Genomic DNA, 12,742 nt, shown 5'->3' on the forward strand with positions numbered 1-12,742 from the left:
TCGCCCTGCTATGTGTATCCCGGCGCCAGTGCGAAGGTGCCGTCCTTGGCGGTGGAGGCTTCCGACATCACGATCTCTTCGGTCAAATAGCCGTTGTGCTGGGTCGGCGAGAAGCGGTAATTGCCGAAATAGCCGGGATAGGTCGACAGCGAGTTCCAGTAGTTGACGATGCCGGCGCTGTCGGTCGAGCCGCTTTCCGCGACCGCCTTGGCGATCAGCTCGATGCAATCGATGCCGCCGGCGATCCACCACAGCAGCGTGTCGTTCAGCGCGATGTTGGCCTTGGTCAGCCGTGCGACCAGATCCGCGCTTTTCGGCGGCAGCTTGCCGGCGCTGTCATAGCTGCAGCTCTTGTAGCCGATCGCATAGACCTTCTTCCAGTTCTCCGGTTTTGCAACGAGGCTCGCAAGCTCGCCCGATGCGAGCGAGGGGTGTCCGACGAAGGGAACATCCCAGCTCATCGCGGCGCGGGTGTTGAACATGCGCGCCTCCATGCCGGTCGACACGCTCCACACCACGATCGCCTCGGCGCCGGCATTCTTGGCGCGCAGCATGTCCGGCGTCATGTCGGGCTGCGTGGCGTCGATATTGGCCTGATAGACCACTTCGGCGCCGTCCTTCTTGAACGCCGCGACGGAGGCGCCGACCGCGGTGACGCCATAGCCGGTGGTGTCGCCGATCACGGCAACCTTCTTCACCTTGAGGATCTTCAGGCAATAGTTGCGCACGGCGTCATCCCATTGATTGTTCGACGGCGCGATGCGGAACGCATTGGGGAACTTGACCGGATCGATCAGGGTCTCGACGACGCAAGGATGCAGGTCGGGCATCTTGGCGCGCGCCATGATCGGCGTCGTCGCCAGCGCCTCGCCTGAATTCAACGGCCCCCAGATCGCGTGCACCTTGGCCTGGCTGATCAGCTCCTGCGTGGCGTTCACCGCCTTGGTCGGGTCGCCCTGGGTGTCGCGCATCACGAGCTCGATCTTGCGGCCCTTCACCCCGCCCGCGCCGTTGATGGCATCGACCGCGAAGTTGACGCCGCGGTTGAACCCGACGGTCGGCGCCGAGCTCGGGCCGGTAATCGCCGCGAGACAGCCGATCTTGATCAGTTCCGATTGCGCGATGGCAGGAGCCGGGAAGGAAAATGATGCGGCGCCGAGTGCACTGGCACTGCCCAATAAAACGTCACGGCGTGAAATGGCCATGTGATGCACTCCCTGTTTCCCTCTCGGCGCCCGTCGTTTGCTGCGGGACGTCCGTTGATTGATTGTCCGCGCGCTCTGCGGCCGCGGTTTGACGGGCTCAAGTTTGAGCTGGATGTGAAGGTCTTGTCCAGCCCCTCCGCGACATTGAGATCAGCGGAACGTTCATGGCTTCGGTCGCCGCGTCCAGTGCTCGGCATTGACGGCGCCGACCGGGATCTCGCCGGCGATGATCTTCGCGACCTGGCGCACGGTCTCCGACGATTGATGCTCGATGGCTTGCGGCGTCAGGCCGCCGACATGCGGGGTTGCAATGACATTGTGCAGCTTCGCGAGCTCCGGCGCCGGCATCTGGTCGGGCGCGCGGCCGACATCCATCGCGGCGCCGGCGATGCCGCCATCGCGCAGCGCGGCCGCCAGCGCCGCCTCATCGACGAGGTTGCCGCGCGACAGATTGATGAAGAACGCGTGCCTCTGCATCCGCGCCAGTGCGGCCTGCCCGATCAGGTTCTCGGTTTCCGCATTGGCGATCGCGAGACAGACGACGTAGTCGGCGCGCGCCAGGAGATCGTCGAGCGGCACATGCCGGATCGCGGCATCGTCTGATTTCACGAAGGGATCAGCGACCAGCACGTTCATGCCGAGCACTTTGGCGATCCCGGCAAGATAGCGCCCGATGCTGCCATAGCCGATGATGCCGATCGTGCTGCCCGCGAGCTGGCGGCCCATCACGACCTCGGGCACCCTGCCCGCGTGATAGTCAGCGGTGGCACGCGAGACGCCGCGCGACAGATCGACCATGAAGCCGAGCGCGAGTTCGGCGACCGACTGGACGAAGCCCGCGCTCGCCTGCGTCACCAGCACGCCGGCGGCGGATGCAGCCGCCACATCGATATTGCGGATATCGACCGCACAGCGCACGAAGGCCCAGAGCTTTGGCAGAAGGGGAAAGATTTCGCCGGGCCCCGGCGTCATGCGATCGGCGACGATGATGTCGACATCGGCTGCGGCCTCGACCAGGGCAACCGCGTCGAGCGCCTCGTCACCCTCGTGCAGCGAGACGTCGGCGACCGCGCGCAGCCCGTTCAGGCTGCGCTCGCCGTAATAGTCGCGGCGCATCTGCGGCGTGTGGGTGAGGAGGACTTTCACGTTTCTATCCCCCTAATAACCGAGCGCATGCGGCAAGGCCGTGCTGATGGCGGGCACGAAGGCGATCACCAGCAGGCACAAGAGCAGCAGGCCGAGATAGCCTGAGATCGGCTTGATGGTCTGCTCGATCGGCACATTGCCGATCAGGCAAGCGCCGTAGAGGCCAAGACCAAGTGGTGGCGCAAAGAGCCCGAGCCCCATCGCGATCACAAGCACGACGCCGAAATGCAGCGGATCGATGCCGAGCTTGACGGCGACCGGCAGCAGCAGCGGCCCGAAGATGATCAGCGCCGCGGCGCCCTCCAGCACCGAGCCCATCACCACCAGCACCAGGATCGACAGCAGCATGAACAGCCAGACGCCGTGGCTGCCCGAGATCGCCAGCATGAGGTCGCCGACCGCGTGCGGCACCTGTTGCAGCGTGAGGATGAAGGCGAGCGACTGCGCCGCCGCAACGATGAACAGCACGAGGCCCGAGCGCGTCGCCGATTGCACGAAGCAGTGCGCGAGGCTCTTGGCGCCGAGTTCGCGGAACAACAGGCTGCCGACGGCGATGGCGTAGACCGCGGCAAACGCGGAGATTTCGGTTGCGGTGGCAAAGCCGCTCTTGAAGCCGAAGAAGATCATGAAGATCAGCCCGAACGAGGCGATCGCGCCGGTCCACAGGCCAGATACTGCGGCGCGCGGCTCGGCCTCCACATTCGCGGCAGGACGCTTGCCGAAGATGATCGACACCGCGATCAGCGCCAGCGCCATCAGCGCAGCGGGCAGCATGCCGGCGACGAACAGTCCGCCGATCGACAGATTGGCGACGAAGCCGAGAATGATGAGGTTGATGCAGGGCGGAATGGTCTCCGCCATGACCGCGGAGGCGGCGAGCAGCGCCACCGCGCCGCCCGGATTCTGCCGCGAGCGGCGCGCCGCCGGGATCAAGACCGAGCCGACCGCGGCAACGTCGGCCATCTTGGAGCCGGAGATGCCGGAGAACAGCACCATCGACATCACCATCACGACGTTGAGCCCGCCGCGCATGCGTCCGACCGCACGCTGCAACAGCTCGATCAGCCGGACCGACATGCCGTTGGCTTCCATCAGATAGCCGACCAGGATGAAGAACGGGATCGCCAGCAGCACGAAATTGTCGATGCCGCGCGCCATCTGCTGGGCGAAGATCACACCGGGCAGCGTGCCTTCCACCCAGATGAAGATCAGCGCCGCCAGCGCCAGCGCAAAGCCGATCGGCAATCCGCCGAACAGCGTGAGGAAGAAGCCGATCAGCATCAACGCCTGCGACGACGGCACCGACGACGGCGCAAGCGCGTCCCAGGCCAGATAGAGGCCGGCGATGATTGCGGTCGCGACGATGCCGGCCACCATGTCGCGCAGCGGCCGGCCACAGAACGTCTCGAGCGCGAAGATCGTCATGAACGCCGCGCCGACGCCCATCGGATAGAACGTCCATTCCAGCGGCAGGCCGGAGCCGGAGGTCTGGCCGGTGGTCAGCCAGCCCATCTTGACGGCGTTGAACGCGACATAGCCTGCGATGATGGTGACGAGCAGCGCACCGACCGCGTCGACGACGCGGCGCACGCCCGGCGGCAGCATGTCGACAAAGAAGGCGACACCGAGATTCTCGCTGCGCGCGAGCGCGCTCGCCGCGCCGAAGAAGCTCGAGCCGACCATCAGGCCGCGGGCGACGTCGTCGGACCATTCGACCGGCGCATTGAACAGGAAGCGGGCCAGCACCGAGACGCACACCACCACGAGATCGGCGGCGAGCAGGACCGCAGCGATCGCGTCACTGACGGCGAGCAGCGGCGCCGTGATCCGATCGGCGCTGCCTCTCGTCGCAACTGCAGCGACTGACATGCGCCGACCTCAGGCTTGGGTGGCGCGGATCAGATCGACGACGGCCTTCGCCTCGGGCCGCGCCTTGATGAAATTGTCGGTCTGCGGCAGCACGCGCTTGCGGAACGCCTCCTTGTCGCATTCGACGACCGTGACGCCCTTCTCGACCAGGGTCGCCAGTGCCTCCTTCTCCACCGCGAGCCCATGTGCGCGGGTTTCGGTCGCGGCCTGCTTCGCCGCGTCAAGGAAGCCCTCGCGCAGCTTGGGGGCCATGCGATTGAAGGTGGTGTCGCTGAAATAAACCGCGAGCGGCGAGAAGATATGCTGGGTCAGCGCGTAGTGCTTCGCCGTCTCGTAGAACTTGCTCGCCAGGATGGTCGGCGGATCGTGCTCGAGGCCGTCGAGTACGCCGGCCTGCAGCGCCGTATAGATCTCGCCGAACGCCAGCGGCGTCGCCGCGGCCCCCATCAGGCGCAGGCATTCGGTGATGATCGGGTTGGGCAGCGTGCGGATCTTCAGGCCGGCGAGGTCTTCCGGCCTCTTCACCGGCTTCTTTGTCAGCACGCTGCGGGCGCCGAAATTGTAGGCCCAGGCGATGATGTGGATGCTGCCGCCCTTGAGCAGCGCATCCTCGATCGGCTTCGCCGCGCCGGCATCGAACGCCTTGGTCTGCTGCTGGTAGCTGGTGAAGAGGTAGCCGAGATCGAACGTGCCGACCAACGGCACGAGGTTCGCCGAGATCGACGAGCCCGAGACCATCAGGTCGATCACCCCGAGCTTCACCGAGTTGATGACGTCGATCTCCTGGCCGAGCTGGTTGTCGGGGAAGAAGGTGACCTCGATCTGCTCGCCGAGCCCGTTCGCCTTCAGGCTCTTGACGAGGTTGTCGTAGTAGACGCGGCCGTTGGCATATTTGGGATCGTTCGGAAGCGACGACGAGCACCGCATCTTCATGGTCGCGGCCTGCGCGCGGCCGATGATCGCCGGCGCGGCGGCGAGCCACGCCGCGGCAGCAGCCGACGACCGCAACACGATGCGGCGGTTCACATGCTTCGAGATCATGATGATGCTCCTCCCCAGGAACGGATCTTGTTGTCTCAGCCACCCGCCTTGTTGGTGCGAGCTTGGCAGCGCTTTTGTCATAATGTATGACAAAAGACATTCGGTTGTGCAAGAGTGCCGCGGCGGCGGCGCAGACAACCAACCGCAGCGAGGCTTCCGATGTTCCAGACCTCCAACGCGTTGCGCCGGAGCGTGCACAGCCAGGTCGCCGACCGCGTCGGCAGCAGCATCGTGCGCGGTGAGATCCGCGTCGGCGAGACGTTGCCGCCGGAAATGCGGATCTGCAAGATGATGGATGTCAGCCGCACGGTGGTGCGCGAGGCGATGCGGACGCTGACCGGCAAGGGGTTGATCGAGTCGCGGCCGAAGAGCGGCACGCGGGTGCGGCCACCCGAGCAGTGGAATCAGCTCGATCCCGACGTGCTGCGCTGGCACCTCGAGACCGCGGAGATCGATCGCTATCTGGCCAAGCTGTTCCAGCTGCGCTCCGCGGTCGAGCCCGCCGCCGCAGCGCTGGCAGCGACCCATGCCGGGGAAGACGACATCGCCCGCATCCGCGCCGGATGCGACGGCATGGACGCGGCCAAGACCAACGACGACTTCGTCGCCGCCGACATCATCTTCCATCAGGCAATCTATTTCGCGACCCGCAACGAGTTTTTCTGGCCGATCGCGCAGATGTTCGAGATCACCCTGCGCCAGAGCTTTACGATCGCAGCCCCCGGCTCGCACCGCCCCCGCGCGCTGATCGAGCACCGCGCGGTGCTGGACGCGATTGTCGCCGGAGATGCCGAGGCTGCACGCGAGGCCACGGTGGTGCTGCTGACGCATTCCGCCGACGATCTGGTGCGAATTCGGGGGCGGGAGTTCGAGACGCCGGCGAACAAAGGCGCGCGCAAGCGGTGATGAGCGCACAACTCTCTCCCCATCGTCGTCCTGGCGAAAGCCAGGACCCATACGCCGCGGCGGATGTTGTAGGCGGGACTCGTCGTTCCAGCGGTGCATAACAATCGGCATTCGGGGTAATGGGTCCTGGCTTTCGCCAGGACGACATCGAGTAGGTGGCGCGATCTCGGGCAAGTTCGGTGTCATCACCCGCGCATGCATGCGCGGGTGATCCAGTATTCCAGAGACGCCTGTGCTTGAGCCGAGGGGTCGCGGCGTACTGGATCGCCCGGTCGAGCCGGGCGATGACAGTTGTGGTGGGGACGCAGCTTCGCATTGAGTTGCCCGTCGGTCTGCTTTGCCGCACCTGACGGACTCTTTGCACACGCCGCTGCGCAGCTCCCGCTATTTCGACCGCGCCACCGTGGTGCCGTCCCAATCCTCATCGCTGGGATTGGCGAGCTGATGCCTGCATCGCGCGATCATCTGCGTCGAAGCCACGTCCGTGCCGCGGAGTTGCAAGGACCTCTCGAACGCTGCGATCGCTGCGGTGAAGTCGCCGGCGCGCCAGGCCGCAAGCCCGGTCTCATAGGACGCGATCCAGTCGCGCACGATCGCGCCCTCGTCGGCCATGGCGATCAACTCGTAGATTTCCAGCCCGCCGGCGCGGCCGTAGACGGCGAGCCGGTCGAGCTCGCGGACGACAATGCGGTCGCCGGCCAGACGCCGCGTCTCCGGACCGATGATGATGGTCGATCCATAGACCTTGTTGGTGCCCTCGAGGCGGCTCGCGATGTTCACGGCGTCGCCGATCACGGTGTAGTTGAGCCGCACTTCCGAGCCGATATTGCCGACCAACATGTCGCCGGAATTGATGCCGATCCGGATCCTGACCGGCTCCCCCTTGTCATCGGCGAGGCCGGCCTGCGCGACCGCGCGCTGGCAGGCGAGCGCCGCCCGGCAGCAATCCGCGGCATGATCCGGATTGGCCGCCGGCGCGCCCCAGAACGCCATCACGGCGTCGCCGATGAACTTGTCGATGGTGCCGTTCTCCTGCTGGATCGCCGCGGAGACGATGTCGAAGTAGTGCGACAGCAACGGGATGATGCGGTCGCCGAGCCGTTCCGACATGCCGGTGAAGCCGGCGAGATCGACGAACATCACGCTCATCGGCCGCACGGCGCCGCCGAGCCGCGCACCGTTGCCGTCGCTGACCAGCCGCCGCACCAGATCGGCCGGAATGTATTTGCGGAACGCGGCGAGCCCCTGCGCCATGTCGCCGATCGCGCCCGAGAGGTTCTCGATCTCGGCAAGGCGCGACGGATGCCGCTCGACCTTGTCGAGATCGAAACGCTCGACATGCCGGATCTCGCCGACCACCTTGATCAGGGGCGCCGCGATCAGGCGCTGCGCCAGCCAGGCCGACAACAACCCGGCGGCCGCGATCAGCGCCGCGAGCCCGATCAGCAGGTTGCGGATCGTCATCCGCACCGGGCCGAGGAATTCGGATTCCGGCACCACCGTCACCAGCGACCAGCCCGGGAACGAGATCGGCGTCAGCACCGCCTGATAGGCCTGCCCGTCCAGCGTCACCTGGGACCGGTACGCCTCGCCCTCGCCGGGATCGTAGGCCTTGCCGGCCTGCCTGACCGCGGCGACCGCAACCGGCAGCAGCGGGTGGTCGGTCTTCAGCGCATTCAGCTCGTCGGCGTCAGCATCGGGCGACGCGATCACGCCGCCGTCGCGATCGAGCAGGAAGGCGCCCGCGGACTTGCCGACCGTGAGCTGCGAGAGGAAGTTCGACACCCGGGTCAGCTCGATGATGATGGCGAGCACGCCGGTGCGCTCGCCGTCGACGTCGATCGGCACCGCCAGCATCGCGGCCAGCCGCTCGCCGCGGGGCAGCGTCGTCAGCGTCGACCATTGCTGGTCGCGGGCCGCGATCGCATCGCGAAACCAGGGCTGCTCCGTGACCAGATATTTGCCGTCCTCGACAGTGCTGCCCTTCGGCTTGATGTCGATGCCGGCATAGTCGTATTGATCGGCCCGCAGCTTGCGGTCGGGCGAGATGGTCAGCATCTCGAGGCCGGCGTCGCCGAGCTTGTGGGCGCCAAAGAACGAGCCGTCCGGCCAGCCGAAGACAACCCACGAAATGGTCGGTTGCGACTGCAGCTGCGACAGGAACACGAACTGCCGCTTGCGCGCGTCGCGGGCGTCGAGCACCTTCTCGGTCAACAGCGTCCGCACCGCAGTCATCGACGAGCGCGCTTCGGTCGTGATCGACTGCAGCTCGTCGCCGACCGCGGAGACGATCTGGTCGTTGATGGTGTCGGCGAGCGTCTGGCTCACCCGTTGTGCGGTGCGCCACCACAACAGATGCACGCCGACGGCGCTGACCACGATCGAGGTCAGGACGAGGGCGGAGATGGCGCTGCGGATGCCGATGCGCATCGATGAGGTCCGGATCAGCGGTTGCTTTACCGCATTACGGAACATATCCGGGATTGTTTCACCAGCCCGGGACGCAACGCAGCCCCCGGACACGGGCCTGTGACCATAGTTGAATGCATCTGCGACGAAACTTCTGGATTGTTGGCAGCGTACACGCCAAGACAGGACAGCTATCCTCGAAGGTTCCTTGATGCACGACGTCACGATCCCGGCCGCCTTGATCGCCGGTCTAGTCAGCTTCCTGTCGCCCTGCGTGCTGCCGCTGGTGCCGCCCTATCTGATCTACCTGACCGGTGCGACCATCGAGCAGGTCAACCAGGACGGCGACACCGCGGCCTCCAAGCGCGCGGTGATGATCTCGGCGGTTATGTTCGTGCTCGGCTTCTCGACCGTGTTCGTGGCGCTCGGCGCCAGCGCGTCGATCGTCGGCGGGCTGGTGCGCGCCTGGTCGGCCGAGCTCTCGATCCTGGCCGGCATCGTCATCATCATCATGGGCCTGCACTTCCTCGGCATCACCCGGATCGGCCTGTTGATGCGCGAGGGGCGGCTGACCGCACCCAAGCCGGTCGGGCTGTGGGGCGCCTATGTCATGGGGCTTGCGTTCGCCTTCGGCTGGACGCCCTGCATCGGGCCGATCCTCGCCGCGATCCTCTCGATTGCGGCCGCGGAGGCCACGGTGACCAAGGGCGCCAGCCTGCTCGCGGTGTATTCCGCCGGGCTCGGCATCCCCTTCCTGGTCGCCGCCTTTCTGGTCGAGCAGTTCTCCTCACTGTTCGCGCGGATGAAGCGCCACCTCGACACCGTCGAGCGCGTGATGGGCGTGCTGATGGTGATCACCGGCATCGGCTTCCTGACCGGCGCGGTGTCCGGCGTCAGCGTCTGGCTGCTGGAAACCTTCCCGGCGCTGCAAAATATCGGCTAGGGCCCGTAACAAGCCCGCCATGTCAGGCGAAACTCCCACCATGACGCGGCCGTAGCTTTTGGCTCGTGCCGGTTGACGTGCGTTCGCACCGAACGCCGGCGCAGGCTGCGTGGCGGAATATTGGGAGGGTTTCGCATGAACTTCATCGTCAACCTGCTGATTCTGCTCCCGGCGCGGATCGCCTCGCATTTCTCCTGGGCCGGGCCGCTGATCATGCGGATCATCGTCGGCTACACCTTCATGCTGGCCGGCTGGGGCAAGCTCACCAACCTCGCCCAGGTCACCGAGAACTTCGTGGGCTGGGGCATTCCCTTCCCGACCATCCTCACCCCGTTCGTGTCCGGCGTCGAATGCTTCGGCGGCGCGATGCTGATCCTCGGCCTGTTCACCCGCATCCCCGCCGCGATGCTCGCGGTGGTGATGATCGTCGCGATCAAGTCGGCGAAATGGGGCGACGTCGACTCGCTGGAGACCCTGCTCGGGTTCGAGGAAGCGACCTACTTCGCCGCCTTCATGTGGCTGGCGATCGCAGGTCCCGGCGCCGCCTCGCTGGACCGCCTGCTGGTCAACGCGGTCGAGGGCCGGAAGGCGCCGACCTGAGATTAGCCCGGAAGGCCGGCTCACAATGCCGTGACATCGCGAGCCCCGATGCCGGCGGCCCCGTAGCTCAGACAACCCTCGCCTCCGGGAGCGCGCCATGAGACTTGTCCGCAGCATCGCAATTCTCATGGCGTTGAGCGCGTCGCCCTCACTCGCGGCGGACGCCCCGGCATGGACCGGCTGGAGCCACGATCTGTTCGCGCGCGCCACGACCGAGCAGCGCTTCGTCATCCTCGATCTCGAAGCGGTGTGGTGCCACTGGTGCCACGTGATGGAGAAGACGACCTACGCCGACCCCAAGGTGCAGGAGCTGCTTGCAGCGAAATATCTCCCGGTCCGCGTCGACCAGGACGCCAATCCGGATCTGTCGAGCCGCTACGGCGATTGGGGCTGGCCCGCGACCATCGTGTTCGCGCCCGACGGCAGCGAGATCGCCAAGATCAGGGGCTATATCGAGCCCGAGCGGATGCAGGCGCTGCTCAAGGCCATTATCGACGATCCCTCGCCGGGACCGTCGGTCGGCGAGGCGTTCGAGATCAAGCCCGCCACCTCGGCCTTTCTCGGCAAGGCGCAACGCGCTGAGCTGACCAGGACGTTCGACGAATCCTACGACGACAAGCTCGGCGGCTGGGGCGAGAACCAGAAATATATCGACGCCGACAGCCTCGACCTTGCGATCAGCCGGGCCGAAGCCGGCGACGCGACGGCAACAAAGCGCGCAAGGCAGACGCTCGATGCCGCGGTCGCGCTGATCGATCCGGTGTGGGGCGGCGTGTTCCAGTATTCGGAGGCCGGCTCCTGGAGCCATCCGCATTTCGAGAAGATCATCTCGTTCCAGTCGCAATATCTGCGGCAGTACAGCCAGGCCTATGCGCAGTGGAAGGATCCGAAATATCTCGCGGCCGCGCACGACGTCGCGCGTTACCTGACGGATGTCCTGCTGAGCCCCGACGGCGCCTTCTATGTCAGCCAGGACGCCGATCTCAATCATGACGTCGACGGCCACGTCTATTATGCGCTTGATGATGCCGCGCGCCGCAAGCTCGGCCTGCCGCGCATCGACAAGAACCTCTATGCGCGCGAGAACGGCTGGGCGATCTCGGGCCTCGTCGCCTATTACGACGCGAGCGCCGATCCCAAGGCGCTTGCGATCGCCGAGCGCGCAGCCAAATGGGTGCTCGCCAATCGCGCGCTGCCGGACGGCGGCTTCCGCCATGGCGACAAGGATCGCGGCGGCCCGTTCCTCGGCGACTCCATCGCGATGGGACAGGCGCTGCTCGATCTGTACGCTGCGACCGGCAATCGCGACTGGCTGACATCCGCGGTGAAAGCCGGCGACTTCGCCGCGACGTTCCGCGACGACGCCGGCGGCTTCTTCACCTCGAAAACGTCGGAAGGCCAAGCCGGCGTCTTCGCCAAGCCCGCCAAGCTGATCGACGACCAGATCCAGGTCGCGCGCTTCATGAACATGCTCAATCGCTATGTCGGCAGCGACGGCACCCGCGAACAGGCGGCGCATGCGATGCGCTATCTCGGCGCGGCTTCGGACGAGACGCCGCGGCCGATGCCCGGCGTGCTGCTCGCCGATGAGGGGCTGGCCACGGAGCCGACGCATGTCACCATCGTCGGACACAAGGACGACGGCCGCGCGCAACGCCTGCATACGATCGCCCGCGCGCTGCCCGCCCGCTACAAGCGGCTCGAATGGCTCGACCCGCGCGAGGGCAAGCTGCCCAACCCGGACGTCGACTATCCGGACCTCGGCGAGCCCGCGGCCTTTGCGTGCAGCAACCGCATCTGCTCGTTCCCGGCGTTCAGTGCCGAGGAATTGCAGGCGAACGTGGCGCAGATGGCGAAGCTGAAGCCGGCACGCGCCGCGCAAAACTGATTAAAATGCGCACAGTGCGATGCAGCAAACCGATCGGCCCGGCGCAATGAAATACTCTTTGGCCGACGGTGTTTGACATGGAGCAGGCGTCAGACCCGGCCCAAACAAGATTTTCTTTTGAAACGCTGTAACCAAATCGCCTGATACCCCGTAGCTGATCTTGGACGAGCACTCAAATCGCGGGAACCCTGCGATCTGATTGCTCTCCGAATATCCACCCGTTGTGCGGTCCGGGATCGAACGATCGAAGGATGCTCACGGGCCATGTTCTTTGCTTTCAAACAATCACCGAGGAGATCGTCATGAAGTTGAGTTCGAAGTCCGGCGCAACGCTCGCCGTCGCTGCGGCCACCCTGTTCCTCGCCGGCTCCGTGGTTTCGACCACCTCGACGCCCGCGAATGCCGCCATGGGCAAGTGCATGGCCGGCAATGCCTGCAAGGGCCAGAGCGCCTGCAAGGGCGGCGCGAATTCCTGCAAGGGCCTGAACGCCTGCAAGGGCACCGGCTTCTCGCTGAGCTCGGAAAAGCAGTGCAACGCGACGGGCGGCAAGTTCGTCAAGGGCTGATCGCATCGCCCCAGGAAGGCCCGGCGACCGCGCCGGGCCTTCTCACGCCAAGGCGCGGATAAATGATCCCGGCATTGGTAACCAAAGCAGACCACATCCGTAGCTAACTTTGGGTGCAGCCTTCGGCCAACTCACACGGCTTGCGGGCGGCGCACCTTCAACCATCTTG

At 65.7% G+C, this 12,742-nt stretch carries 10 protein-coding genes; 5 read left to right on the top strand and 5 right to left on the bottom strand.

The features are described 5' to 3' along the window. Positions 1-8: 8 nt before the first annotated feature. From AAFG13_RS14300 to AAFG13_RS14315, 4 genes are all read right to left on the bottom strand, one after another. A complete protein-coding gene (locus tag AAFG13_RS14300) occupies positions 9-1,205 on the bottom strand; it encodes an ABC transporter substrate-binding protein (RefSeq protein ID WP_212310504.1) in 1,197 nt (398 codons plus the stop codon). A 162-nt stretch (positions 1,206-1,367) separates the two neighbouring features. Further along, positions 1,368-2,351, bottom strand: coding sequence for an NAD(P)-dependent oxidoreductase (locus tag AAFG13_RS14305; protein ID WP_342712385.1), 984 nt, complete (start codon positions 2,349-2,351; stop codon positions 1,368-1,370). 12 nt (positions 2,352-2,363) lie between these two features. After that, a complete protein-coding gene (locus tag AAFG13_RS14310; protein WP_342712386.1) occupies positions 2,364-4,220 on the bottom strand; it encodes a TRAP transporter large permease subunit in 1,857 nt (618 codons plus the stop codon). 9 nt (positions 4,221-4,229) lie between these two features. Beyond that, complete coding sequence (locus AAFG13_RS14315; RefSeq protein WP_212310507.1) at positions 4,230-5,261, bottom strand: TRAP transporter substrate-binding protein; 1,032 nt, start codon at positions 5,259-5,261, stop codon at positions 4,230-4,232. Positions 5,262-5,420: 159 nt separating this feature from the next. Here AAFG13_RS14315 and AAFG13_RS14320 point away from each other — a divergent pair, with 159 nt between their 5' ends. Next, a complete protein-coding gene (locus tag AAFG13_RS14320) occupies positions 5,421-6,167 on the top strand; it encodes a FadR/GntR family transcriptional regulator (RefSeq protein ID WP_342712387.1) in 747 nt (248 codons plus the stop codon). A 384-nt stretch (positions 6,168-6,551) separates the two neighbouring features. Here the strand turns inward: AAFG13_RS14320 and AAFG13_RS14325 are convergent, their stop codons facing one another. Continuing rightward, the gene (locus AAFG13_RS14325; RefSeq protein ID WP_342712388.1) at positions 6,552-8,597 is read right to left on the bottom strand and encodes an adenylate/guanylate cyclase domain-containing protein; all 2,046 of its coding nucleotides are present in this window, start codon (positions 8,595-8,597) and stop codon (positions 6,552-6,554) included. Positions 8,598-8,787: 190 nt separating this feature from the next. Between AAFG13_RS14325 and AAFG13_RS14330 the strand changes: the two genes are divergently transcribed. From AAFG13_RS14330 to AAFG13_RS14345, 4 genes are all read left to right on the top strand, one after another. After that, complete coding sequence (locus tag AAFG13_RS14330; RefSeq protein WP_212310509.1) at positions 8,788-9,519, top strand: cytochrome c biogenesis protein CcdA; 732 nt, start codon at positions 8,788-8,790, stop codon at positions 9,517-9,519. 135 nt (positions 9,520-9,654) lie between these two features. After that, positions 9,655-10,119: a DoxX family protein gene (locus AAFG13_RS14335; protein WP_342712389.1), complete on the top strand. Its 465-nt coding sequence runs from the start codon at positions 9,655-9,657 to the stop codon at positions 10,117-10,119. 97 nt (positions 10,120-10,216) lie between these two features. Further along, on the top strand, positions 10,217-12,007 hold the full coding sequence (locus AAFG13_RS14340) for a DUF255 domain-containing protein (RefSeq protein WP_342712390.1): 1,791 nt from the start codon (positions 10,217-10,219) through the stop codon (positions 12,005-12,007). A gap of 302 nt (positions 12,008-12,309) precedes the next feature. Then, positions 12,310-12,573 (top strand): hypothetical protein, encoded by a 264-nt coding sequence (locus tag AAFG13_RS14345; protein WP_342712391.1) that lies wholly within the window; start codon positions 12,310-12,312, stop codon positions 12,571-12,573. Positions 12,574-12,742 lie beyond the last annotated feature (169 nt).

Source organism: Bradyrhizobium sp. B124, from assembly GCF_038967635.1.
Classification (GTDB): domain Bacteria; phylum Pseudomonadota; class Alphaproteobacteria; order Rhizobiales; family Xanthobacteraceae; genus Bradyrhizobium.